This window comes from Variovorax sp. MHTC-1 (assembly GCF_003984645.1).
Lineage (GTDB): Bacteria > Pseudomonadota > Gammaproteobacteria > Burkholderiales > Burkholderiaceae_C > Variovorax.
Window position 1 is genome coordinate 565,151 of the sequence record NZ_RWKI01000001.1, and the last position, 24,827, is coordinate 589,977.

Consider the following 24,827-nt stretch of genomic DNA (forward strand, 5'->3'; position numbering starts at 1 on the left):
GTCAGAAGACGGGTGTGCGCTTGGCGAGGAAGGCGGCGATGCCCTCGCGGTGTTCGGGCGAGTCGGCGTAGTCGTAGGCGCTGGCGAGCAGCCGGTCGACCGTGCCGGCGAAGAAGGTGCGCTTGTTGAGGCGCGCAGCCGCCGGCGCCAGCGCGGCGATGCGCTGCGCATGCGCCAGCGCAGCCGCGGCGACCTGCGCATCGGGCAGCACGCTCAGCACGAAGCCGGCGTCGTAGAGGCGGCGCGCATCGTGAACGCCGGCGGCCAGCAGCATGTCGCGCGCCAGCGTGTCGCCGATGGCGCTGCGCACCAGGGCCGCCTCGCGCGGCGCCATGGGAAAGCCCAGCTTGGCGATCGGCGCGCCGAATTTCGACGAGGCGCCGGCCAGGCGGATGTCGCAGCAGCTCGCGATCTCAAGGCCCGCGCCCATGCAGGCGCCCTCGATCTGCGCGACCAGGGGCAGCTCGCAGGCCAGCATCGCGGCCAGCGCGCCCCAGACCTCGTTCTCGTGGAATTCGCGCAGGCTGGCTTCGTCGAAGCGGAAGGAGGGGTACTCGGAGATGTCGCCGCCGGCGCAGAAGGCAGCGCCCTCCCCGCGCACGACGACGCAGCGCACGGCCGCGTCCTGCGCGAGAGCTTGCTCGAACACGGCGCGCAGTTCGCGCCACATCGCGCGCGACATGGCGTTGAGCCGGTCCGCATTGGCGAGCGTCACGAAGGCGATCGCGCCCTCGCGTTCCAGCCTGACCGAAGCCGTCATTCCAGCTTGGCGCCCGAGGCCTTCACGACGCCGGCCCACCGCTTGATCTCGGAATTGACGAAGCTGCCGTATGGCGCCAGGGCCAGATTGGGGATCTCGGCCCCGTTGTTGGCCCAGATCGCCTTCAGCTCGTCGGTCGCCAGTGCCTTCTTCATCTCGTCGACGATCCTGGCCTGCACGTCGGCCGGCGTACCCTTGGGCGCCCACAGTCCGTACCAGGTTGTCACGGTGTAGTCCGGCAGTCCGACCTCGGCGGCGCTGGGCACGTCCGGAAAGGCAGGGTTGCGCTTGGTGCCGGCCATCATGAGCGCCTTGATGCGGCCGGCCTTGATGTGCTGCGCCGAAGAGCCCAGGCCGTCGAACATGCAGTCGACATTGCCGGCGATCAGGTCCTGCAGCGCCGGGCCTGCGCCGCGATACGGAATGTGGGTGATGAAGGTGCCGGTCTGCAGCTTGAAGAGCTCGCCGGCCAGGTGGTGCGAGGTGCCGGCGCCGGCCGAGGCGTAGTTGAGCTTGCCCGGATTCTTCTTGACCTCGGCGACGAAGTCCTTGAGCGTGGTTGCAGTTACCCGCTTCGGGTTGACCACCACCACCTGCGGCACGCTGGCCAGGAGCATCAGCGGCACGAAGTCCTTCTCGATGTCGTAGTCGAGCCTGGGGTAGACCGAGGGCGCGATCGCATGATGCACCGCGCCCATGAACAGCGTGTAGCCGTCCGGCTGCGCCTTGGCCGCGATACTCGCGCCCAGGGTGCCGCCGGCGCCGCCACGGTTGTCGACGACCAGCGTCTGGCCGGCGACCTTGGCGAACTGCGCCGACAGCGGCCGCGCGAAGGCGTCGGTGCCGCCGCCGGCCGGAAAGGGCACCACCATCGTCACCGGCTTGGCGGGCCAGCCGGGCTGGGCGCGCGCGCCGCCGCTCAGAACGGCGGCGGCGGCCGCGGCGAGGCGCAATACGTCGCGCCGCTGGTAGCTTGGGGTCATTGCCTTGTCTCCTTTGTGATGAACCGTCGGGGGCCTCAGCCCTTGAGAAAAAGATCGTCGACATCGCCCGACACTGCCACCTTGCCCTGCGCGAGCAGGGTACGGTGCTTGTCGAGCCGCTTCAGATCGTAGAGGTAGTTGACCATGAGTCCGTAGGATTGCTTCAGCCCCTTGGGCGAAGGATCGCCCGCCCAGTTGAGCCGCTCCACCCGCGCGCCGTTGCCGAGGTGGAAGCGCGCCACCGGATCGACCGGCTTGCCCTCGGCGGTGGCCCGCCCGAGGTATTCGGCGGCGGCGTTCAACAGCAGCTGGCGCACCGGCGATTTCGCATCGAGCGCGATCGCCTCCTCGGCCGCAGCCAGCACGCGCTCGGCGGTGGGCGGCAGGGAACCGATGACGCGGCCCAGTTCGGCGGTGCGCTTCTCGTCGAGCCGCTCCAGCAGCGAGCCCGCGTTCTTCCCCAGCCAGCCGCGAAAGCCCGGGATCGGCGACAGCGTCGCGAAGATCTTCAGACGCGGCATCTCCTTCTGCAGTTCCTCGACCACGCGCTTGATCAGCGAATCGCCGAAGCTCACGCCGCGCAGACCGCTCTGTGTGTTGCTGATCGAATAGAAGATCGCGGTCGTCGCCCGGTCGTGCCGGCCCGGCGCGGCAGCTTCGTCGAGCAGCGGCACGATGCCTTCGCTGATGTGGTCGACCAGCGCCACCTCGACGAAGATCAGCGGCGTGTTGGGCAGCCGCGGGTGGAAGAAGCCGTAGCAGCGGCGGTCGCTGTCGAGCCGGTTCTTGACGTCGGCCCAGCTCTTGATGTCGTGCACCGCCTCGTACTGGATCAGCTTCTCGATCAGCGAGGCCGGCGAATCCCAGCTGATTCGGCGCAGGTCCAGGAAGGCGACGTCGAACCAGGTCGAAAACAGGTGCTCGAGCTCGGCATCGAGCGGCAGGAGGCGCCGGTCGCCCTTCAGGTGCGGCAGCAGTTCGGCGCGCAGGTCGACCAGGAAGCGCATGCCGTCGGGATCGATGGCGAAGCGTTGCAACAGCCGCGCGCGCGGCGAGACCAGCGCGCGGCGCAGGTGCACCTCGGCCTGGGCCTCGTCGGGCGTTCCCATGGCCGCCCCGTGCCGGTCGCGCGCGCTGCTGACCTTCTGCAGGTCGGGCGCGAAGCGCTCGCTCATGAGCAGCCAGACGTCGCGCCGCTCGTCGAGCTCGCGCCCGGCATACCACTGCACCACGGCATGGGCGCGGCGTCCGGCCTCGACCTCGCTCACGCGCGGGTCGACCACCGCCTGCAGCTCGGTGAGCGCGCGGCGCAGCGCACGCGGCGCCAGCGCCTCGCCGTGGCGGCGCAGCGTGGCTTCCAGCCGTTCGGCCAGCGGGCGAGGACCGACGGTGGCCGCCGGCTTCGTCTTCTTTTCGGAGCTCGCGGGCTTCTTGACTTCTGCGGCATCGCTGCCGGGGCGCAGCCGCGAGACGCTGCGGGTGATCCAGTCGCTGGCATTCATGAGATCAGCTTCGCTTTCTGTTGGAGCGCGATCGCCCGCAGGGCTTCGCGCTGGCGGTTCAGGTGGGTGCGCATCGCGGCCTCGGCGCCGTCGCTGTCGCGCGCCTTGAGCGCGGCGAACACCGCGAGATGTTCGGACAGGCTCTGTTCGAGCCGCCCCGGCGCATGCAACTGCTGCAGACGCGCGAGCTTGAGAATCTTGCGCAGATCGCCGATCACCTGCGCCAGCCAGCGGTTGTCGGCCAGCATGATGATTGCCTCGTGGATCGCGAAATTGGTCGCGTAGTACTCGTTGATGCGCTTGGCGCGTGCATGCTTCGCGAGCTTGTCGTGCATGGCTTCGAGTGCCAGCAGCTCGGCATCGCTGGCATTGCGCGCCGCCTGCCAGGCGCAGCGCCCTTCGAGCAGCGCGATGACGGGAAAGATGTCGTCGAGGTCGCGCTGCGTGACCTCGGCCACGAAGCAGCCGCGCCGCGGCTCGTGCCGCAGCAGCCCTTCGGCCGTCAGCACCTTCAGCGCCTCGCGCAGCGGCGTGCGCGAGATCGAAAGCCGCTCGCACACCGCCGCCTCGTCCACGAAGCTGCCCGGCGCCAGTGCGCCGGCGAAGATTTCTTCGCGCAGCGTGGCGGCGACTTCGTCGTGCAGCGAGTTGTGGACGATGCGCATTGGGGGCGGGAAGATAAATCTAAATCGGGCTTGCGTGATTTTCGGTAATTACGCGTAATTATGAGAACCCGAGCGGCATAACGCAAAGCTTTTCTGCCCGGGATAAACCCTGCCGCCCGTCGTGGCGCTTCAGCCGCGCGCCGGCGTCGCGGCCGCGCGCGCCGCCGGCGCACTGGCGTAGAGCCAGATGCCGAACGCGATCATCGGCACGCAGAGCCACTGCCCCATGCTCATGTCGAATGCCAGGAGGCCCAGGAAGTCGTCGGGCTCGCGGAAGTATTCGGCGATGAAGCGCATCAGTCCGTAGCCGATCAGGAACACCGCCGACACGCGTCGCTCGCGCCGCTCCTTGCGGGCATAGAGCCAGAGGATCGCGAACAGCAGCAGCCCTTCGAGCAAGAACTGGTAGACCTGCGAGGGGTGGCGCGGCAGCATCGATCCGCTCTGTGGAAACACCATGCCCCAGGGCAGATCGGGGCTGCTGAAGCGGCCCCACAGCTCGCCATTGATGAAGTTGCCGACCCGCCCCGCCGCCAACCCGGTGGGCACGCAGGGCGCGACGAAGTCCATCACCTGCCAGAAGGGCCGCGCGCGCGAACGCGCGAACCACGCCATCGCTGCGATCACGCCGAGCAGGCCGCCATGGAAGCTCATGCCGCCCTGCCAGACGAAGAAGATCTCCAGCGGGTGCGTGAGGTAATAGCCGGGCTTGTAGAACAGGCAATAGCCGAGCCGGCCGCCGACGATCACGCCCATGACGCCGAGGAAGAGGATGTCCTCCAGGTCCTTGCGGCTCCAGGCCCCTGGGCCGGCGATGGAACGGAAAGGCTCGTGCCGCAGCCTGCGCGTGCCGAGGAAGTAGAACAGTGCGAAAGCGGCCAGATAGGTCAGGCCATACCAGTGGATGGCGATCGGTCCGAGCTGTAGGGCGACGGGATTGATCTGCGGGTACGTGAGCATCAGCCTATTGTGCCCACGGATGTGACAGTCCCCTGTTCCTGGACGAATCGCACGAAGCGCGCGAGCGCGGAGTTGTCCGCGTGGCCGGGCCAGACCAGGCTGGTCTCGCAGCCGGGCAAGACGGCGGTTTTGCGCCGTCCCGAAGGCGCGAATTCGGACGCAGCGCGATAGACCACGCCGGCGCGCCGGAACTGCGTCACGCTCTCGGGCACCCAGGCCACGCCGAGTCCGCCCCAGACCAGGTTGACGATGGTCTGCATCTGGATCGCTTCCTGCGCAACCCGGGGCACCAGGCCGGCCGCATGGTAGAGCCCGAAGATCGCGTCGTGCAGCGAGGGCACGATGCGGCGCGGAAAGATCACCAGCGGCTCGGCGAGGACTTCGGCCAGCGGCAGCTTCGGCATCCGGGCCAGCGGATGCTTCGCCGGCAGCGCAACCACCAGCGGCTCCTCGGACACCGCGAGCCGCTCCAGGCCGGGCGGCGCGAAGCCGGGCGAATGCAGCATCAGCCCGGCATCGATCTCACCGCGGGCGAAGGCCTCGAGCTGCACATCGCCGGTGGCCTCGACCAGCTCCAGCGCGACCTCGGGGCAGCGCAGGCGAAATTCGCGCACCCAGGCCGGCAGCCGCTCGAACCCGATGGTCGAGACGAAGGCGAGCCGCACGCGCCCCACTTCGCCGGCCGCGGCCGCCCTCGCCCGCACCGGCAGCGCCTGCGCGCGCGCCAGCAGCTCGCGCACTTCGGGCAACAGCGCCTCGCCCGCGGGCGTGAGCGCGACCCGACGCCGGGTGCGGTCGAACAGCAGCACGCCCAGCGCCTTCTCGAGCTGCGCAATGGCCTGCGTGACCGGCGGCTGCGTCATGTGCAGGCGCGCGGCGGCGCGGCCGAAATGCAGTTCCTCGGCCACCGCGAGGAACTGGCGCCACGCGCGCAGGTCGACCCAGACTTCTTTCATACGCCGAGCATATCAATCGGTCTTGAAATTAGGATTGGAAGCAATCAGTCAATCGTCCGATACTTGTCTTCCCCCGACCCCGCAACACAAGAGAGACCATGGCCAACCCACCGATCAAGATCAACAGTCGCAGCGCCCACATCGTCGAGGGCAAATCGCGTGCGCCGAACCGCTCGATGTTCTACGCGATGGGCTACGAGGAAGGCGATTTCAAGAAACCGATGGTCGGAGTGGCCAACGGCCACAGCACCATCACGCCCTGCAACTCGGGCCTGCAGAAACTGGCCGATGCCGCGATCGCCGGCATCGAGGAAGCCGGCGGCAACGCGCAGGTCTTCGGCACGCCGACCATCTCCGACGGCATGGCGATGGGCACCGAAGGCATGAAGTATTCGCTGGTAAGCCGCGAGGTCATCTCCGACTGCATCGAGACCTGCGTCGGCGGCCAGTGGATGGACGGCGTGCTGGTGGTCGGCGGCTGCGACAAGAACATGCCCGGCGGCCTGATGGGCATGCTGCGCGCCAACGTGCCGGCGATCTACGTCTACGGCGGCACCATCTTGCCGGGGCGCTACAAGGGCCAAGACCTCAACATCGTGAGCGTGTTCGAGGCGGTCGGCCAGAACGCCGCCGGCAACATGAGCGACGAGGACCTGTTGGAGATCGAGAAGCGCGCGATCCCCGGCACCGGCTCCTGCGGCGGCATGTACACGGCCAACACCATGAGTTCGGCGTTCGAGGCGCTCGGCATCTCTCTGCCCTACTCCTCGACCATGGCCAACCCGCACGACGAGAAGGCCAACTCGGCCAAGGAATCGGCCAAGGTGCTGATCGAGGCGATCAAGAAGGACATCAAGCCGCGCGACATCGTCACCAAGAAGGCGATCGAGAACGCGGTGGCCGTGATCATGGCCACCGGCGGCTCGACCAACGCGGTGCTGCACTTCCTCGCCATCGCGCACGCCGCAGGCGTGGAATGGTCGATCGACGACTTCGAGCGCATGCGCAAGAAGGTGCCGGTGCTGTGCGATCTCAAGCCCAGCGGCAAGTACCTCGCCGTCGACCTGCACCAGGCCGGCGGCATCCCGCAAGTGATGAAGATCCTGCTGAACGCGGGCCTGCTGCACGGCGACTGCATCACGATCACCGGCCAGACCATCGCCGAGGTACTGAAGGACGTGCCCGACCAGCCGCGTGCCGACCAGGACGTGATCCGCCCGATCACGAATCCGATGTACGCCGAAGGCCACCTGGCGATCCTCAAGGGCAACCTCTCGCCCGAAGGCGCGGTGGCCAAGATCACCGGCCTCAAGAACCCGGTCATCACCGGCCCGGCGCGCGTGTTCGACGACGAGCAGTCGGCGCTGCAGGCCATCCTCGACGGCAAGATCAAGGGCGGCGACGTGATGGTGCTGCGCTACCTGGGTCCCAAGGGCGGCCCCGGTATGCCGGAGATGCTGGCGCCGACCGGCGCGCTGATCGGTGCAGGCCTCGGCGAAAGCGTGGGCCTCATCACCGACGGCCGCTTCTCGGGTGGTACCTGGGGCATGGTGGTCGGCCACGTGGCGCCCGAAGCGGCGGCTGGCGGCACCATTGCCTTCGTCAACGAGGGCGACTCGATCACCATCGACGCGCATCAGCTCAAGCTCGAGCTCAACGTGTCCGACGCCGAACTCGCCAAGCGCCGCGTGGGATGGAAGGCACCTGCCCCGCGCTACACGCGCGGCGTGCAGGCCAAGTTCGCCTTCAACGCATCGAGCGCGAGCTCGGGTGCGGTGCTCGACAAGTACTGATCGCTCGTCGAGTCGGAAGAAAGCTTCAGCGTCCGCCGCGGCGGCGGCGGTTGGAGCGGCTCGTCAGAAGGCCCAGATTGCTGCGCTGGCGGTCGATGCGGTCTTGCCGGCGCGCGTTCTCGCGCTCGACCACCTTGCGCTTGGTGTAGCCCGACCAGTCGGCCCAGGCCCACCAGGCCGCGGCCAGCGCGAAGGGGATCAGCACGATCCACCAGTCCCACTGGGCCACGAAGCCGATTTCGAAGTACTTCAGGGCCACGGCAAGAAGGCCCAGCAACAGAAACCACATAGAGAATCCCCTCCGGTTGTCCAGGCCCGCATCGCGGCGGACCGTGCACCGCGTTACCTACAATCGCGTTGGATCGACTTTAACGCACCCACGCGACAAGGACCCCATGAAAAGAGCGCTTCTGCTGGCCGCCCTGGGCCTGGCTTCTGCTGCACCCGCCCTCGCCGACCTGGCGCTGGCCACCTCGAAGAACTGCATGAGCTGCCACGCGGTCGAACGCAGGATCCTCGGCCCTTCGTTCAAGGAAATCGCGGCCAAGTACAAGGACAACAAGACAGCGCCCGACATGCTTGCCGGCAAGATCATCAAGGGCGGATCGGGCGTCTGGGGCCAGGTGCCGATGCCGGCCAACAACCAGGTCAGCGAGGCGGACGCGAAGAAGCTGGCAGCCTGGGTGCTGTCGACGAAGTAGCGCGAATCTCAGACCGGCGGCGGCATGCCCGCAGGCGGCGACGACGCCACCGCCGTTGCCGCCGACCGGCGGTCGAAGCGGTCTTCGAGTTGGCCGATGTGGGCCGCCAGCGTGTTGTCGGTCTGGTCGGAGCGCACCTTGATCATCGTCTCCAGCTGCTCCACGCGCGCCAGCAGCGCCGCATGCCGCTCGGCATTGCGTGCCATGTGGGCGTTCTCCTGGGTCTCGAGGAAGCTGCGCAGCTCGGTGAAGCGCGAAGCCTCGGCCCGGTCGGCCAGGTCGCGCTGAACCTGCATTTCCTTGGTGTGGCGGCGCGTTTCGAGCAGCACCGTGGTCTGCAGGTAGACGATGTAGGCCACGAACAAGATGCCGAGGAGCGCCGTCAGGCCCAGCATGATCAAGCCGAAAGGCGCCGTGATCTGCATGAAGCCGAGCGACATGACGGTGGGCGAGACGAGCAGGCCCCAGTTCAAGGCCGCGAGCGCCGCGATCAACAGCATGACCACCAGCAGCACGCCTGTTCTCAGTCCCATGGATCTCTCCTCAACAATCGATCGTTGTTTGTAACGCATCCGGCGCGGGCCCTCTGTCGGACAGGGGCGCGGCTGCGACGCCCCAGGCCGACGCAGGGCGCCCCAAGCCCCCTCGGGGGGCAGCGAATACACGCCGTGACGGAGCGTGGGGGCCGGTCAGTAAGCCTGGCCGAGCTGCTCGAGGATGGCGGGATTCTCGAGCGTGGACGTGTCCTGCGTGATGGCCTCGCCCTTGGCGATGCTGCGCAGGAGACGCCGCATGATCTTGCCGCTGCGCGTCTTCGGCAGGTTCTCGCCGAAGCGGATGTCCTTGGGCTTGGCGATCGGGCCGATCTCCTTCGCCACCCAGTTGCGCAACTCGGCGGCGATCTGCTTGGCCTCGTCGCCGCTCGGGCGGCCGCGCTTCAACACGACGAAGGCGCAAACCGCCTCGCCGGTCACATCGTCCGGCCGCCCGACCACGGCGGCCTCGGCCACGAGGTCGGTCTTGGCGACCAGCGCGGATTCGATCTCCATCGTGCCGAGCCGATGGCCCGACACGTTGAGCACGTCGTCGATGCGCCCCGTGATGCGGAAGTAGCCGCGGTCGGCACTGCGCACCGCGCCGTCGCCTGCGAGGTAGATGGTGCCGCCCATCTCTTCGGGGAAATAGCTCTTCTTGAAGCGCTCGGGGTCGTTCCAGATGGTGCGGATCATCGAGGGCCAGGGCCGCTTGATGACCAGCATGCCGCCGGCGCCGTTCGGAATGTCCTTGCCGGTCTCGTCGACGATCGCGGCCATGATGCCCGGCAGCGGCAAGGTGCAGGAACCCGGCACCAGCGGGGTGGCACCCGGCAGCGGCGTGATGACGTGGCCGCCGGTCTCGGTCTGCCAGAAGGTGTCGACGATCGGACATTTCTCGCGGCCGACGTTCCGGTAGTACCACATCCAGGCTTCGGGATTGATCGGCTCGCCCACGGTGCCGAGGATGCGCAGCGAGGACAGATCCCAATTCTTCGGATGCACCTTCTCGTCGCTGTCGGCGGCCTTGATCAGCGATCGGATCGCGGTCGGCGCGGTATAGAAGATCGTGACCTTGTGCTTCTCGATCATCTGCCAGAAGCGGCCCGCATGCGGGAAGGTCGGGATGCCCTCGAACACGACCTGCGTCGCGCCCGCGGCGAGCGGGCCATAGGCCACGTAGGTATGGCCGGTGATCCAGCCGATGTCGGCGGTGCACCAGAACACGTCTTCGGGACGCAGGTCGAAGGTCCAGTCCATCGTGAGCTTGGCCCACAGCAGGTAGCCGCCGGTCGAATGCTGCACGCCCTTGGGCTTGCCGGTCGAGCCCGAGGTGTAGAGGATGAAGAGCGGATGCTCGGCGCCGACCGGCACCGGCGCGCATTCGGCGCTCTGGCCCTGGAGCGCTTCGCCGAAGGTCTTGTCGCGGCCGGCCACCATGTTGCAGGCGGTCGCGGTGCGCTGATAGACCAGCACGGTCTTGATCGATTCGCAGCCGCCGAGCGCGATGCCGTCGTCGACGATGGCCTTGAGCGGCAGCTCCTTGCCGCCGCGCAGCTGGAAGTTGGCCGTGATGACGGCTACGGCGCCGGCATCGATGATGCGCTCCTGGAGCGCCTTGGCCGAAAAGCCTCCGAACACCACGCTGTGGGTGGCGCCGATGCGGGCGCAGGCCTGCATCGCGATCACGCCCTCGATGGTCATCGGCATGTAGACGATGACGCGGTCGCCCTTCCGGATGCCCTGCGCCTTCAGCGCATTGGCGAACTGGGAGACGCGGGCCAGCAGCTCCTTGTACGTGATCTTGGTGACCGTGCCGTCGTCGGCCTCGAAGACGATCGCGGTCTTGTTCTCGACTGGCGTGCCGATGTGCTTGTCGAGGCAATTGGCCGAGGCGTTGAGTTCGCCGTCGTCGAACCATTTGTAGAAGGGCACGTTGGATTCGTCGAGCGTGCGGGTGAAGGGTTTGGTCCACACCACGTTGCTGCGCGCCTGGCGGGCCCAGAAGCCCTCGAAGTCGTCGGCGGCTTCCTTGCACAGCGCGTCGTACGCGGCCATGCTTGCGATACGCGCGCCCTGCGTCGCACGGGCGTCCGGCGGGAACACGCGGTTTTCGACCAGGGTGGACTCGATCGTCGATGCGCTGCTCATTCCTTGTCTCCTGTAGCTTTGAAGTGGCCGGCGCTAATGTCGGCGGCCGCACTTACGGATGACTGACGCTCCATGTTAACGACAGGAGCGTGACACCGGAGCCCTCTCGCGCGCCCTAGAATCGCGCGTTTTCCCGCCCACAACGACCCGATGTCCAACCTCGACCCCGTTACCCCCGGCAAAGTCTCGCCGCTGCGCCCGCTGCCCAACCTGATCTTCGCCAGCCGCTGGCTGCAGTTGCCGCTGTACCTGGGCCTCATCGTTGCGCAGGGCGTGTACGTGGTGCACTTCCTGGTCGAGCTGTTTCACCTGGTCGAAGCGGCCTTCGGCAGCAAGCAGGCGCTGGAATCGCTCATCACCAGCATCGGCTACAAGACCAATGTGCCGGTCACGACGCTCAACGAGACCGTGATCATGCTGGTGGTGCTGGCGTTGATCGACGTGGTCATGATCTCCAACCTGCTGATCATGGTGATCGTCGGCGGCTACGAGACCTTCGTCAGCCGCATGAACCTCGAAGGCCACCGCGACCAGCCCGAGTGGCTGAGTCATGTGAACGCCTCGGTGCTGAAGGTCAAGCTGGCTACCGCCATCATCGGCATCAGCTCGATCCACCTGCTCAAGACCTTCATCAACGCCGACAACTACACCGATCGGGTGCTGATCGCGCAGACGGCGATCCACATCACCTTCCTGCTGTCGGCCATGGCCATCGCCTATACCGACAAGCTGATGTCGCCCACGCCGCCGCATCACTGACGGCGGGACTAGCGCCCGGTCATCTTTTCCGGCACCACCCACTGGTCGAACTGCTCGGCCGTGAGGTGGCCCGACGCGATGGCCGCCTCGCGCAGGCTCGTGCCTTCCTTGTGCGCCTTCTTCGCGATGAAGGCCGCCTTGTCGTAGCCGATGTGCGTGTTGAGCGCAGTCACCAGCATCAGCGAACGCTGCACCAGTTCGGCGATGCGCTCGCGGTTGGGCTCGATGCCCGCCGCGCAATGGTCGTTGAAGCTCACCATCCCGTCGGCCAGCAGGCGCACGCTCTGCAGGAAGTTGTGCGCCACCATCGGGCGGAACACGTTGAGCTCGAAGTTGCCCGAGGCACCGCCGATGTTGATCGCGACGTCGTTGCCGAACACCTGCGCGGCCAGCATCGTCACCGCCTCGCTCTGCGTCGGGTTCACCTTGCCGGGCATGATCGACGAGCCCGGCTCGTTCTCGGGAATGCTCAGCTCGCCGATACCGCTGCGCGGGCCGCTCGCTAGCCAGCGCACGTCGTTGGCGATCTTGGTCATGCTCGCGGCAAGGGTCTTGAGCGCGCCGTGCGCATGCACGAGCCCGTCGACCGAGGCCATGGCCTCGAACTTGTTCGGCGCCGTCACGAAAGGCAAGCTGGTGAGCTTCGCGAGTTCGGCCGCCACCTGCTCGGCGTAGCCCTTGGGCGCGTTGAGGCCTGTGCCGACCGCGGTGCCGCCCAGCGCCAACTCGCACAGGTGCGGCAGTGCGGCGCGCACGTGGGCTTCGCCGTGCGCGAGCTGCGCCACGTAGCCCGAGAATTCCTGGCCCAGCGTGAGCGGTGTCGCATCCTGCAAATGGGTGCGGCCGATCTTCACGATGTCGGCGAAGTCCCGCGATTTCTTTTCCAGCGTTCCGCGCAGCTTGGCGATGGCCGGCAGCAGCCGGTTGGTGATCGCATCGACCGCCGCCACGTGCATCGCGGTCGGAAACACGTCGTTCGAGGACTGGCTGCGATTCACGTCGTCGTTCGGATGCACGAGCCGCCCTTCCCCGCGCTCGCCGCCCAGCAGTTCGCTCGCGCGATTGGCCAGCACCTCGTTCACGTTCATGTTGGTCTGCGTGCCCGAGCCGGTCTGCCACACCACCAGCGGGAATTCTTCGGGATGCCGGCCGGCGATCACCTCGTCGGCCGCGGCGACGATGGCCCTCGTCTTCTTCTCGTCCTGCAGGCCGAGCGCATGGTTGACCACGGCGGAGGCGCGCTTGACCTGCGCCAGGGCCTGGATGATCTCGCGCGGCTGCTGCTCGCCCGAGATGTCGAAGTTCTGCAGCGAGCGCTGGGTCTGCGCGCCCCAGAGCCGGTCTGCCGGCACTTCGATGGGGCCAAAGGTGTCGCGTTCGGTACGTGTCTTCATGGGCGGGCCTGAGCTGTCAAAATGGAGGGCCCGCCAGTATCCGTCCAAGCCAGAACCCCCAATGACCACCACGATTCAACAAGCCGACCTGATCGAGTCGGTTGCCGCAGCGCTGCAATACATCAGCTACTACCACCCGACCGACTACATCGCCCACCTGGCCCGCGCCTACGAGCGCGAGCAGAGCCCGGCGGCCAAGGACGCGATGGCGCAGATCCTCACCAACAGCAAGATGAGCGCGACCGGCCAGCGCCCGATTTGCCAGGACACCGGCATCGTCAACGTGTTCCTCAAGGTCGGCATGGACGTGCGCTGGGGCGGCTTCACCGGCGGCCTGGACGACGCCATCAACGAGGGCGTGCGCCGCGGCTACAACCATCCCGACAACACGCTGCGCGCCTCGGTCGTGGCCGACCCGCAGTTCGACCGCAAGAACACCAAGGACAACACGCCGGCTGTGATCTTCACCGAGATCGTGCCGGGCAACACCGTCGAGGTGACGGTCGCGGCCAAGGGCGGCGGCAGCGAGAACAAGAGCAAGCTGGCGATGCTGAACCCCGGCGACAGCGTGGTCGACTGGGTGCTCAAGACCGTGCCCACCATGGGCGCCGGCTGGTGTCCGCCGGGCATGCTGGGCATCGGCATCGGCGGCACGGCCGAGAAGGCCGCCCTGCTCGCCAAGGAAAGCCTGATGGACGACCTCGACATGCACGAGCTGCTGGCGAAGAAGCGCTCGGGCGCCGAGCTTAGCAAGGTGGAGGCGCTGCGGGTCGAGCTCTACGAGAAGGTGAATGCACTGGGCATCGGCGCGCAGGGCCTCGGCGGCCTCGCGACCGTGCTCGACGTCAAGATCAAGATGTACCCGACGCACGCGGCGAGCAAGCCGGTGGCGATGATCCCGAACTGCGCCGCCACGCGCCATGCGCACTTCGTGCTCGACGGCTCGGGCCCTGTGTACCTCGAGGCGCCCTCGCTGGATCTGTGGCCCAAGATCGACTGGGCGCCCGACTACAACAAGAGCAAGCGCGTCGACCTCGACAAGCTCACGCCGGCAGAGGTCGCGAGCTGGAAGCCGGGCGACACGCTGCTGCTCAACGGCAAGATGCTCACCGGCCGCGATGCGGCGCACAAGCGCATCGCCGACATGCTGGCCAAGGGCGAGCAGCTGCCGGTGGACTTCACCAACCGCGTGATCTATTACGTCGGCCCGGTCGATCCGGTCAAGGACGAAGCCGTGGGTCCGGCCGGCCCGACCACCGCCACGCGGATGGACGGCTTCACCGAGATGATGCTCGCGAAGACCGGACTGATCGCGATGATCGGCAAGGCCGAGCGCGGACCGGTCGCGATCGAGGCGATCAAGAAGCACCAGAGCGCCTACCTGATGGCGGTGGGCGGCGCGGCGTACCTGGTGAGCAAGGCGATCAAGACTGCCAAGGTGGTGGGCTTCGCCGACCTCGGCATGGAGGCGATCTACGAGTTCGACGTGGCGGACATGCCGGTCACGGTGGCGGTGGACGCCGGCGGCACCAGCGCCCATATCACCGGCCCGGCCGAATGGCAGAAGCGCATCGCCAGCGGCGAGTTCAAGACCATCATGATGGAAGCCGCTTGAGCGAATTTCCGATCGGTGTGTTCGACAGCGGCGTCGGCGGCCTCTCGGTCCTCAATGCGCTGCGCGAGGAACTGCCGCACGAACGCTTCGTCTACTTCGCCGACACGGGCCACGCGCCCTACGGCGAGCGCGGCGATGCCTACGTGGCCGAGCGAAGCCGCGCGGTCGCGCTTTACCTGCTCGATCGGCATCGGATCAAGGCACTGGTCGTGGCTTGCAATACCGCGACGGCGGCTGCCATCCACGAACTGCGCGCCGATCACCCTGCGCTGCCGCTGGTCGGCGTCGAGCCCGCGCTCAAGCCCGCGGTGGCGACGAGCCGTACCGGCCGAATCGCGGTCATCGCGACCCGCGTAACCCTGGAAAGCCGCAAGTTCGAGGCCCTGCATGCATCGCTGGCCGCGCAGGCGGACTTTCGCATCGTTCCCTGCGACGGTCTGGCGGGTGCGATCGAGCGGTCCGACCACAGGGAGATCGCTGCACTGAGCCAACGCTACCTGAACGCTGCAGGCACTTTCGGCAGCGCGCCGGGACAGATCGACACACTCGTGCTCGGCTGCACCCACTACCCCTTCATCGCGACCGAGCTGCGCCGCCATGCCGGCGACGTGGTGCGCTTCATCGATACCGGCGCGCCGGTCGCGCAGCAGACGCGACGGCTGCTGTCCCAGGCCGGGCAGCTGGCCGAAACGGGTGGCGGCGCCGTCGTGCTCGTCTGCAGCGCGGCACCCGATGCGCTCGATGCTGCCGCGGCGCGCTGGCTCACGCGGCCTGCCGACCGCGTGACGACCGCCATCGCATCGACGGCGACGATCGCCTGATCCGTCCATGCGCGGCCGCCTGCTCCTTGCCCCGCTGCTGGCCGCCTTCTGTGTTGCCGGCCACGCGGCCTGCGACACCGGCCTCGCGGAGCGCATGCATGCCAAGCTGCATCCGAAGCGCCTGCTCGACCACGAGCGCGCGGTGTGCCAGCCTTGGCGCGGCTTCGCCGGCCGCTTCATCGTAGTGCTGCCGATGCCGCGTCCAACCTCAAAACCCGGTTTCACGGAGTTCGATCTCGACGTGCTCGTGGTACAGCAGGCCGACAACGGCAACACGGATCGCGCGGCGGTGGTCAGCCGCCTGCTCCAGCCCGCGGCGCTGACCGAAGACGCGGTCCGCGTCGGCGCGATCAAGGTCGATACGGCGCGCTATACGCTGGCCGGCGACGCACGCGCATTCGGCGTTCGCGTCATCCGCCAGGGCTCGTCCCGCGCCAATCCCTATTCGAGCGAAACGCTCACCTTGTACGTCCCCCAGGGCGCCAAGCTGGCCAAGGTGCTCGACGGGCTCGAGACGACGCTGGAACGCGGCGAATGGGACACCAACTGCGCCGGCAACTTCGAGACCGTGCGCGGCAGCCTGTCGATCGCACGCAGCACGAGCAACGGCTACGCCGATCTGCTGCTGCGCCAGACGCGTACCCAGACCCGCTCCATCCCGCAGGGCGAAGAATGCGTGACGCACGAGCGGCCGGCGAAGTTCACGTCGATGATGCTGCGCTACGACGGGATGATCTACCGCAGCGCCAAGGGCGCGGCTTCCGACTGAGACGTTTCACGCAGCGCCGCAGCGCGGCCGCGCCGCATGTCGATCGGGATCAGCAACAGCAGGCCGCCGACGAACAGCACGGCGGTCGAGAGGATGGCAATGCGCTGGTTGCCGCCGGTCATCCAGGTGATGGCCCCATAGCTCAGCGGCCCGATGATGCCTGCCAGCCGCGTCGCGAAGGTCCAGAGCCCGAAGAACTCGGCGAGCTGGCGCGGCGGCGCCAGCACGCCGGTCATGGCGCGGCCGGCCGACTGGCTCGAACCCATCGCCAGGCCGGCGATGGACGCGGCCCACCAGAAGCCGCCCTTGGTGGTGACCGAAGCGGCGATCACGCACACGGCGATCCAGGCCACGAGCGCACCAGCCAGCGCGCGCCGGTGGCCGATGCGGTCCTGCAGGTAGCCGAAGCCGAAGGCGCCGAGCGCGGCCGCGATGTTGAGCACGAAGATCAGCACCATGGTCTCGCTGGCGACGAAGCCGATCACCTGCTCGGCGTAGATCGCCGCCAGCGTGATCGCCACTGCCACCCCGCCCTGATAGCAGACCGTACAGGCCAGGAGCCACATGAAGTCGCTGTAGGCGCGCGCCTCGCGGAAGGTGTGACCCAGCTGCTGCCAAGCGCTCTGGCGCGCACCGGCGGTCTGCGGCAGCGCGCGCTCGGGCAGCAGCGCGAAGGTGGCGCAAGCCGCCGCGCCGTAGAGCGCAGCCGTGATCAGCATCGTGACCGGCACGAAATGCGCGGCAGGCAGGCCCTTGGCCTGTGCCGAGAGCACATAGGCCAGGCACAGCCCGAGCGCGAGCATGCCGCCGATGTAGCCGAAGGCCCAGCCCCATCCGCTGACCTTGCCCATGCCCTCGGCCGTGGCGAGTTCGGGCAGGAAGGCGCCGGTGAGCGATTCGCCATAGGAGTAGAAGGTGTTGGAGAGGACCACCAGCCCCATCGCCATCGCCACCGCATACGGACCGCCGAGCTGCGGCGTAAGCGCGAGGGCCGCCGTGCCGAGCACGCAGCCGGCCGTGACGATGGCCAGCACACGCTTCTTGGCCGCATGCAGATCGGCCCAGGCGCCGATGGCCGGCATCGACAGCATCACGATCGCGTATGAAGTGCTCAGCGCCGCCGTCCATGCGAAGGTGGCCCAGGGCTCGCCCTTGGCGATGCCGCCGACGAAGTAGGCAGCGAACACCGCTGTGATGACCACCGTGGTGTAGCCCGAGTTGGCGAAGTCGTACATCGCCCAGCCGAAGACTTCGCGCTTGCGCACGCCGGGACGGAGGGCAGATTGTGAAAACAAGGCCAAGCGACTCTCCTCGAACAGAAGGTCGCCGAGCATAGCGGAGCGGCTTGACCGCTCCATGGCACGCACTCGCTAATGCAGGTGGCGCGGGCGGCGTCCGCCGCCGTGGCCGCCCGAGCCCGGACCGCCGGTGCCACCGCGCGGACGCTTGCCGATCTCGAGCGAATTCACCAAGGCATCGAAGCGGTCGCCGAAGAGCTTGTCGATTTCTGCCACCACGCCGCCGAGCTCGGAGCCGTCGAAATGGCGCTCCATGAGGTTGACCACGTCTTCCACCAGCAGGTCGCGCTGCACCTGCATGATGGCTGCCGGATTCGGGCCCACGAACAGCATGAGGAAATCGTCGCGCGACTCTTCGTCGGGGTCGCCCTCTTCCTCGTCGAAGTCGGTGTCGTAGAAGGTGACTTCAAGCGCAGCGCCCTGCTCGGCGAGTTCGTTGAGTCCCATGCACATCTCGTCGAGTGCCTGGCGGAAATCCTCGTCGCCGGCCACCGTCCAGCAGATCTGGAGCATGTGCTCCTTCTGCTCGAAGCGGATGCCCGGCTCTTCTTCGTAGACGCTGGTCGCGCCATCGGCCAACGACTTGGCGCCGGCATATTTCCACAGCGGCTTCAGCGCTTCCTGGATCTGCTCGAAGCTCACATCGGAACGCAGCGGCACATCGCCGTGCACATGGATTTCGAACGGAGCGTTGTAGCGAGGCATGTCATTGCTCCCTTGTATGTGATGGTGCCCGGAACCGGGGTCGAACCGGTATGCCCCTTATGCAGGAAGCGGCGGATTTTAAGTCCGATGTGTCTACCAATTTCACCATCCGGGCGTCCTGGCGGATATGCACGATAACCGAAACAAAAACAGCCCCGGCAACGATGGTTGGTGGGGCTGTCGGATCGATATCGATATGGATGGAGGCGCGACCCGGAGTCGAACCGGGCTAGACGGATTTGCAATCCGTTGCATAACCGCTTTGCTATCGCGCCCTGCTGTTTGAACTCGCGAAAAAAAGGGAAGCCCGAAGCTTCCCTTTTTCAAAACTGGAGCGGGAAAAGAGTCTCGAACTCTCGACCTCAACCTTGGCAAGGTTGCGCTCTACCAACTGAGCTATTCCCGCGTTTCGAGCCTCGAATTATATAGCATTTTTTCGGGGCCTCGCAAGTCTCGCGACTCAATGTTTGACCGAACCTTCCGCAGGCTGCGAGCCGCGCTGTTTCGCAAGCTCGGCCACGGCTGCTGCAGAAGCTGCGACCTCTTCGTCGGACAATGGCGTCGGCGTCTTTTCGAGCGCGATCTCGAGCACCTTGTCGATCCACTTCACGGGCACGATCTCCAGGCCGTTCTTCACGTTCTCGGGAATGTCCTGCAGGTCCTTTGCATTCTCCTCGGGGATCAGCACGGTCTTGATGCCGCCGCGCAATGCAGCCAGCAGCTTTTCCTTCAGCCCGCCGATGGCCGTGACCTCGCCGCGCAGCGTGATCTCGCCGGTCATCGCGACGTCGCTGCGCACCGGGATGCCGGTGAGCGCCGACACGAAGGCCGTGGTCATCGCGGCGCCCGCGCTCGGGCCGTCCTTCGGCGTCGCGCCGTCAGGCACGTGGATGTGGATGTCGCGCTTCTCGAAAACCTCGTCCTTGATGCCTAGGCGTCGTGCGCGGCTGCGCACCACCGTACGCGCGGCCTCGACCGATTCCTTCATCACGTCGCCGAGCGAACCGGTGCGGCTGATCACGCCCTTGCCGGGCATGGTGACCGCTTCGATTGTCAGCAGGTCGCCGCCGACTTCAGTCCACGCGAGGCCGACCACCTGACCCACCTGGTTCTGCTTTTCGGCCAGGCCGAAGCTGTACTTGCGCACGCCGAGGAAGTCATTCAGGTTCTTGCCTTCGACGACCACCTTGGGCGTCATCTTCTTGAGCAGCAGCCCCTTGACCACCTTGCGGCAGATCTTCGAGAGCTCGCGCTCGAGCGAGCGCACGCCGGCTTCGCGCGTGTAGTAGCGCACGATGTCGCGCACAGCCTCTTCGGTGATCAGGAGTTCTTCCTCCTTCACGCCGTTGTTCTTCATCTGCTTGGGCAGCAGGTACTTCAGCGCGATGTGCGTCTTCTCGTCCTCGGTGTAGCCCGCGAGGCGGATGACTTCCATCCGGTCGAGCAGCGCCGGCGGGATGTTCATAGAGTTCGAGGTGGCGACGAACATCACGTCGGAGAGGTCGAAGTCGACCTCGACGTAGTGGTCGCCGAAGGTGTGGTTCTGCTCGGGGTCGAGCACTTCCAACAGAGCGCTCGACGGGTCGCCGCGGAAGTCGGTGCCTAGCTTGTCGATCTCGTCGAGCAGGAACAGCGGATTGCGCGTGCCGACCTTGTTCAAGCTCGACAGCACCTTGCCCGGCAGCGCGCCGATGTAGGTGCGGCGATGGCCGCGGATCTCGGCCTCGTCGCGCATGCCGCCCAGCGCCATGCGCGTGTACTTGCGGCCGGTCGCCTTGGCGATCGACTGCCCGAGCGAGGTCTTGCCCACGCCCGGCGGGCCGACCAGGCACAGGATAGGGGCCTTCACCTTGTCGACGCGCTGCTGGACCGCGAGATATTCGAGGATGCGGTCCTTGACCTTCTCGAGCCCGTAGTGGTCTTCGTTGAGCACCTCTTCGGCGTGCGCGAGGTCGTGCTTGATCTTGGTCTTCTTGCTCCACGGCAGGCCGATCAGCACGTCGATGTAATTGCGCACCACGGTCGCCTCGGCCGACATCGGCGACATCAGCTTGAGCTTCTTGAATTCGCCCTCGGCCTTCTTGAGCGCTTCCTTGGGCATCTTGGCGAGCTTGATCTTCTTCTCGATCTCCTCGATGTCCGCGCCCTCCTCGCCTTCGCCGAGCTCCTTCTGGATCGCCTTGACCTGCTCGTTGAGGTAGAAGTCGCGCTGGTTCTTCTCCATCTGGCGCTTCACGCGGCCGCGGATCTTCTTGTCGACGTTGAGGATGTCGACCTCGCGTTCCAGCTGCCCGTACAGGTTCTCGAGCCGCGACTTGATGTCGGCCAGGTCGAGCACTGCCTGCTTGTTGTCGAGCTTGAGCGGCAGGTGAGCGGCGATGGTGTCGGCCAGGCGGCCCGGATCGTCGATGCTAGAGATCGAGGTCAGGATCTCGGGCGGAATCTTCTTGTTGAGCTTCACGTACTGGTCGAACTGCTGCATCACAGCGCGGCGCAGCGCCTCGACCTCGGTGCCCTTCTGAGCGGCGGCCTCGACCACTTCCACCGGCGTCACGTTGGCCGAGAAGTGCGTTTCGCCGTCGTCGATGCGATTGACGCGCGCGCGCTGCTGGCCTTCCACCAGCACTTTGACCGTGCCGTCGGGCAGCTTCAGCATCTGCAGGATGGTCGAGACGCAGCCGACCTCGAACATGTCCTCGACCGAGGGCTCGTCCTTGGCGGCGGCCTTTTGCGCCACCAGCATGATCCGGCGCTCCGCTTCCATCGCGAGCTCGAGCGCCTTGATGCTTTTCGGGCGGCCGACGAACAGCGGAATCACCATGTGGGGGAAGACGACCACATCGCGCAACGGAAGCAGCGGCAGGTCGAGTTCGGTGGCAGGCAGGGGGGTATGACCGGACATGGAAATCCTTTACTTGATCATGGAAAGATGGTCGGCCACGCGCGCTTTTCAAGCCCGCGGGCACGGTAATCGCCGAAGACGCCGGTCGCCGGTATCGGAGGAGCCGGCCGGAAGGTCACTCAATCAGGCCTTCTTGGCCGCCTCGCGGTACACGAGGAGCGGTGGCTTGTTTTCGTCGATTGTCGATTCTTCGACCACGACCTTGTCGACGTTGGTGGCATTCGGCAGTTCGAACATGGTGTCGATCAGCGATTGCTCCAGGATCGAACGCAGGCCTCGCGCGCCGGTCTTGCGGGCCAGCGCCTTGCGTGCGATGGCCTTGAGCGCGGCCGGGCGAACCTCGAGGTCGACGCCTTCCATCTGCAGCAGCTTGGTGAACTGCTTGACCACCGCGTTCTTCGGCTCGGTCAGGATCTGCACCAGCGCGTCTTCGCTGAGCTCGGCCAGCGAGGCCACGACCGGCATGCGGCCGACGAGCTCTGGAATCAGGCCGAACTTGATCAGGTCTTCGGGCTCGACCTCGCGGAATACCTCGGTGATGCTGCGCTGCTTCTTGCTCTTGACCGAGGCGCCGAAGCCGATGCCCGACGCTTCGGTGCGGTTTTCGATCACCTTCTCGAGCCCGGCGAAGGCGCCGCCGCAGATGAAAAGGATGTTGGTCGTGTCGATCTGCAGGAAGTCCTGGTTGGGGTGCTTGCGGCCGCCCTGCGGCGGCACGCTGGCCATGGTGCCTTCGATCAGCTTGAGCAGCGCCTGCTGCACACCCTCGCCCGACACGTCGCGCGTGATCGAGGGGTTGTCGGACTTGCGCGAGATCTTGTCGATCTCATCGATGTAGACGATGCCGCGCTGGGCACGCTCGACCTCGTAGTTGCAGCTCTGCAGCAGCTTCTGGATGATGTTCTCGACGTCTTCGCCGACGTAGCCGGCTTCGGTCAGCGTGGTGGCGTCGGCCATCACGAAGGGCACGTCGAGCATGCGCGCGAGCGTCTGGGCCAGCAGGGTCTTGCCCGAGCCCGTAGGGCCGATCAGGAGGATGTTGCTCTTGCTGAGCTCGACGTCGTCGCCCTTGGCCTTGTCCTTGTGGCGCAGGCGCTTGTAGTGGTTGTAGACCGCGACCGACAGCATGCGCTTGGCCGGCTCCTGGCCGATCACGTAGTTGTCGAGGTTGGCCTTGATTTCGAGCGGCGTCGGCAGGTCGCTGCGCGCCTCGCGCGCCTCTTCACCGGCGGGCAGCTCATCGCGAATGATCTCGTTGCAGAGATCGATGCATTCGTCGCAGATGAAAACCGACGGTCCGGCAATCAGCTTCTTGACCTCGTGCTGGCTCTTCCCGCAGAACGAGCAATAAAGCGTTTTTTCGCTGGAGGAGCCTTTTTTCTCGGCCATGGGCAGGTGCCTCGTAACAGGGGTTTAACAATGATAGCGAAGATGGGAGTCCCCCGAACCGGCGAACACCGGAACAAAAACGGCGCTTTCCGTGCGGAAAGCGCCGTTTTTGCCTGGGCGCCTCGGCGCCGGGGTACCTCAACTGCGCTTGGCGATCACCTGATCGATCAGTCCGTATTCCTTCGACTCGTCGGCGGTCAGGAAGTAGTCGCGCTCGGTATCGCGGGCGATCTTCTCCAAGGCCTGGCCGGTGCGCTCGGCCAGGATGCGGTTCATCTGCTCGCGCGTCTTCAGGATGTCGCGGGCATGGATCTCGATGTCGGTGGCCTGGCCGCGGGCGCCGCCCAGCACCTGGTGGATCATGATCTTGGAGTTGGGCAGCGAGAAACGCTTGCCCTTCTCGCCGGCTGCCAGCAGGAAGGCGCCCATGCTGGCCGCGAAGCCGATGCACAGGGTGGACACGTCGGGCTTGATGAACTGCATGGTGTCGTAGATCGCCATGCCGGCGCTCACGCTGCCGCCCGGGGAATTGATGTAGAACGAAATGTCCTTGTCCGGGTTTTCGCTCTCAAGGAACAGCAGCTGCGCCACCACCAGGTTGGCGGTCTGGTCGTTCACCTCGCCGACCAGGAAGATCACCCGCTCCTTGAGCAGCCGCGAATAGATGTCGTAAGACCGCTCGCCGCGACCCGATTGCTCGATGACCATCGGAATCATGCCGAGGCCCTGAATTTCCTGTGCGCTCATGTTTTGCTCTCCAGAGAGGGGTTGTACTGTACCCAGACGAAATGGGGCTCGCGCATCAAAGCACAAGCCTCATGGGAACGCAGGCGAGCCGACGATCAGCCCTGCTGGGCCATCAATTCGTCGAAGGACACCGACTTGGCGTTGACCTTGGCCTTGCCGAGCACGAAATCCGTGACGTTGTTCTCGATCACGACCGCCTCGACTTCCGCCAGGCGGCGGTTGTCGCCGAAGTACCAGCGCACCACGTCGGCCGGCTTCTCGTAGCTGGCGGCCAGCTCGTCGATGTGCGCCTTGATCTGCTCGGGCTTGGCCTGCAGGTTGTTGGCGCGCACGAGTTCGGCCACCACCAGGCCCAGGCGCACGCGGCGCTCGGCCTGCGGGCGGAACACGTCGTCGGGAATCGGGGCCTTGTCGGCGTCCTTGATGCCGCGCTGCTTGAGTTCAGCGCGGGCGCCTTCGACCATGCGGTCGACTTCGGCCTGCACGCTGGACTTAGGCAGATCGAGCTCGGCGTTGGCGATCAGCGTATCCATCACCGCGGTCTTGTTGCGGGCCAGGAGGCGGAACTTGACCTCGCGCTCGAGGTTGCGCTTGATGTCGGCGCGCAGGCCCTCGACGGTGGCGTCGGCAATGCCGAGCGACTTGGCGAGCTGCTCGTTGACTTCGGGCAGGTGCGAGGCCTCGATCTTCTTCACCGTGACCATGAAGTCGGCCTGCTTGCCGGCCACTTCCTTGCCGTGGTAGTCGGCCGGGAAGGAGAGCGGGAACGTGCGGCTGTCGCCGGCCTTCAGGCCGCGCACTGCATCTTCGAACTCCTTGAGCATCTGGCCTTCGCCGACGATGAACTGAAAGTCGTCGGCCTTGCCGCCCTGGAAGGTCTCGCCTTCGATCTTGCCTTCGAAGTCGACCGTCACGCGGTCGCCGTCCTGCACGGCCGCGTCCTGCGGGCGCTGCGCGAAGGTGCGGCGCTGCTTGCGCAGGATCTCGAGCGTCTTGTCGATCGCGTCCTCGCCCACTTCGGCGCTGAGCTTCTCGACTTCGGCGTTGGCTAGGTCGTTGATCTTGACGTCCGGGAAGACCTCGAACACCGCGTCGAACGCGAGCTGGCCCTCGGGCGATTCTTCCTTCTCGGTGATGCGCGGCTGGCCGGCCACGCGCAGCTTGGCCTCGTTGGCCGCCTGCGAGAAGGCCTCGCCGACCTTGTCGTTCATGACTTCGTAGTGGACCGAGTAGCCGTAGCGCTGGGCCACGACGTTCATCGGCACCTTGCCCGGACGGAAGCCGTCCATCTTGACGGTGCGGGCCAGCTTCTTGAGGCGCGAATCGACCTCGGACTGGATAGTGCCGACCGGCAAGGTCAGCGTGATCTTGCGTTCGAGCTTGTCGAGGGTTTCAACGTTCACGGTCATTTGTGTCTTCCTTGA

22 protein-coding genes and 3 tRNA genes are annotated in these 24,827 nt (G+C 66.3%); 6 read left to right on the forward strand and 19 right to left on the reverse strand.

Annotated elements, in window-relative coordinates; genetic code table 11:
• Position 1: 1 nt before the first annotated feature.
• The 6 genes from EJI01_RS02675 to EJI01_RS02700 all read right to left on the reverse strand — a co-directional run bounded on the left by EJI01_RS02675 (position 2) and on the right by EJI01_RS02700 (position 5,826).
• Entirely contained in the window at positions 2–760 is a 759-nt protein-coding gene (locus tag EJI01_RS02675; RefSeq protein ID WP_126835544.1) for an enoyl-CoA hydratase/isomerase family protein, read from the reverse strand.
• A complete protein-coding gene (locus EJI01_RS02680) occupies positions 757–1,743 on the reverse strand; it encodes a Bug family tripartite tricarboxylate transporter substrate binding protein (RefSeq protein ID WP_126835545.1) in 987 nt (328 codons plus the stop codon). Before EJI01_RS02680 ends, EJI01_RS02675 begins: the two co-directional genes overlap by 4 nt.
• A gap of 35 nt (positions 1,744–1,778) precedes the next feature.
• Positions 1,779–3,245: a malonyl-CoA decarboxylase gene (locus tag EJI01_RS02685; RefSeq protein WP_126835546.1), complete on the reverse strand. Its 1,467-nt coding sequence runs from the start codon at positions 3,243–3,245 to the stop codon at positions 1,779–1,781.
• The gene (locus EJI01_RS02690) at positions 3,242–3,910 is read right to left on the reverse strand and encodes a GntR family transcriptional regulator (protein WP_126835547.1); all 669 of its coding nucleotides are present in this window, start codon (positions 3,908–3,910) and stop codon (positions 3,242–3,244) included. The genes EJI01_RS02685 and EJI01_RS02690 overlap by 4 nt, the downstream gene beginning before the upstream one ends.
• A 129-nt stretch (positions 3,911–4,039) precedes the next feature.
• On the reverse strand, positions 4,040–4,870 hold the full coding sequence (lgt, locus tag EJI01_RS02695; protein ID WP_126835548.1) for a prolipoprotein diacylglyceryl transferase: 831 nt from the start codon (positions 4,868–4,870) through the stop codon (positions 4,040–4,042).
• A complete protein-coding gene (locus EJI01_RS02700; RefSeq protein ID WP_126835549.1) occupies positions 4,870–5,826 on the reverse strand; it encodes a LysR family transcriptional regulator in 957 nt (318 codons plus the stop codon). The genes lgt and EJI01_RS02700 overlap by 1 nt, the downstream gene beginning before the upstream one ends.
• A gap of 98 nt (positions 5,827–5,924) precedes the next feature.
• Between EJI01_RS02700 and ilvD the strand changes: the two genes are divergently transcribed.
• Entirely contained in the window at positions 5,925–7,619 is a 1,695-nt protein-coding gene (ilvD, locus tag EJI01_RS02705; protein ID WP_126835550.1) for a dihydroxy-acid dehydratase, read from the forward strand.
• A gap of 25 nt (positions 7,620–7,644) precedes the next feature.
• On the opposite strand, the gene EJI01_RS02710 is transcribed toward ilvD, so the two are convergent.
• Entirely contained in the window at positions 7,645–7,908 is a 264-nt protein-coding gene (locus EJI01_RS02710; protein ID WP_126835551.1) for a TIGR04438 family Trp-rich protein, read from the reverse strand.
• Between the two features lie 106 nt (positions 7,909–8,014).
• Between EJI01_RS02710 and EJI01_RS02715 the strand changes: the two genes are divergently transcribed.
• Entirely contained in the window at positions 8,015–8,320 is a 306-nt protein-coding gene (locus EJI01_RS02715) for a c-type cytochrome (RefSeq protein ID WP_126835552.1), read from the forward strand.
• Positions 8,321–8,328: 8 nt separating this feature from the next.
• Here the strand turns inward: EJI01_RS02715 and EJI01_RS02720 are convergent, their stop codons facing one another.
• Both EJI01_RS02720 and acs read right to left on the reverse strand, forming a co-directional pair.
• Positions 8,329–8,853, reverse strand: a complete 525-nt coding sequence (locus tag EJI01_RS02720) for a LapA family protein (RefSeq protein WP_126835553.1) — start codon at positions 8,851–8,853, stop codon at positions 8,329–8,331.
• Positions 8,854–9,009: 156 nt separating this feature from the next.
• Positions 9,010–11,004, reverse strand: a complete 1,995-nt coding sequence (gene acs / locus EJI01_RS02725; protein WP_126835554.1) for an acetate--CoA ligase — start codon at positions 11,002–11,004, stop codon at positions 9,010–9,012.
• Positions 11,005–11,154: 150 nt separating this feature from the next.
• Here acs and EJI01_RS02730 point away from each other — a divergent pair, with 150 nt between their 5' ends.
• A complete protein-coding gene (locus EJI01_RS02730) occupies positions 11,155–11,763 on the forward strand; it encodes a YqhA family protein (RefSeq protein ID WP_126835555.1) in 609 nt (202 codons plus the stop codon).
• 8 nt (positions 11,764–11,771) lie between these two features.
• Here the strand turns inward: EJI01_RS02730 and fumC are convergent, their stop codons facing one another.
• Entirely contained in the window at positions 11,772–13,157 is a 1,386-nt protein-coding gene (gene fumC / locus EJI01_RS02735; RefSeq protein WP_126835556.1) for a class II fumarate hydratase, read from the reverse strand.
• A 61-nt stretch (positions 13,158–13,218) separates the two neighbouring features.
• Here fumC and EJI01_RS02740 point away from each other — a divergent pair, with 61 nt between their 5' ends.
• From EJI01_RS02740 to EJI01_RS02750, 3 genes are read left to right on the forward strand one after another with little or no spacing between them, the layout of a single operon-like run.
• Complete coding sequence (locus tag EJI01_RS02740) at positions 13,219–14,772, forward strand: fumarate hydratase (protein WP_126835557.1); 1,554 nt, start codon at positions 13,219–13,221, stop codon at positions 14,770–14,772.
• Complete coding sequence (murI, locus tag EJI01_RS02745) at positions 14,769–15,593, forward strand: glutamate racemase (RefSeq protein WP_260602279.1); 825 nt, start codon at positions 14,769–14,771, stop codon at positions 15,591–15,593. The genes EJI01_RS02740 and murI overlap by 4 nt, the downstream gene beginning before the upstream one ends.
• A 7-nt stretch (positions 15,594–15,600) precedes the next feature.
• Positions 15,601–16,362, forward strand: coding sequence for a hypothetical protein (locus tag EJI01_RS02750; RefSeq protein WP_126835559.1), 762 nt, complete (start codon positions 15,601–15,603; stop codon positions 16,360–16,362).
• Here the strand turns inward: EJI01_RS02750 and EJI01_RS02755 are convergent.
• The 9 genes from EJI01_RS02755 to tig form a co-directional block, all read right to left on the reverse strand.
• On the reverse strand, positions 16,329–17,663 hold the full coding sequence (locus EJI01_RS02755) for an MFS transporter (protein WP_126835560.1): 1,335 nt from the start codon (positions 17,661–17,663) through the stop codon (positions 16,329–16,331). The genes EJI01_RS02750 and EJI01_RS02755 overlap by 34 nt on opposite strands.
• Before the next feature lie 69 nt (positions 17,664–17,732).
• Positions 17,733–18,365 (reverse strand): DUF6806 family protein, encoded by a 633-nt coding sequence (locus EJI01_RS02760; RefSeq protein WP_126835561.1) that lies wholly within the window; start codon positions 18,363–18,365, stop codon positions 17,733–17,735.
• Positions 18,366–18,387: 22 nt separating this feature from the next.
• Positions 18,388–18,480 (reverse strand) — tRNA-Leu (locus tag EJI01_RS02765).
• A gap of 86 nt (positions 18,481–18,566) precedes the next feature.
• A tRNA-Cys gene (locus EJI01_RS02770) sits at positions 18,567–18,640 on the reverse strand.
• Positions 18,641–18,695: 55 nt separating this feature from the next.
• A tRNA-Gly gene (locus tag EJI01_RS02775) sits at positions 18,696–18,771 on the reverse strand.
• A 54-nt stretch (positions 18,772–18,825) separates the two neighbouring features.
• Positions 18,826–21,267, reverse strand: a complete 2,442-nt coding sequence (gene lon / locus EJI01_RS02780; protein WP_126835562.1) for an endopeptidase La — start codon at positions 21,265–21,267, stop codon at positions 18,826–18,828.
• A gap of 123 nt (positions 21,268–21,390) precedes the next feature.
• Positions 21,391–22,656 (reverse strand): ATP-dependent Clp protease ATP-binding subunit ClpX, encoded by a 1,266-nt coding sequence (clpX, locus tag EJI01_RS02785; RefSeq protein ID WP_126835563.1) that lies wholly within the window; start codon positions 22,654–22,656, stop codon positions 21,391–21,393.
• 138 nt (positions 22,657–22,794) lie between these two features.
• A complete protein-coding gene (clpP, locus tag EJI01_RS02790; RefSeq protein ID WP_126835564.1) occupies positions 22,795–23,403 on the reverse strand; it encodes an ATP-dependent Clp endopeptidase proteolytic subunit ClpP in 609 nt (202 codons plus the stop codon).
• A gap of 95 nt (positions 23,404–23,498) precedes the next feature.
• Positions 23,499–24,812 (reverse strand): trigger factor, encoded by a 1,314-nt coding sequence (tig, locus tag EJI01_RS02795; protein ID WP_126835565.1) that lies wholly within the window; start codon positions 24,810–24,812, stop codon positions 23,499–23,501.
• Positions 24,813–24,827: the final 15 nt, after the last annotated feature.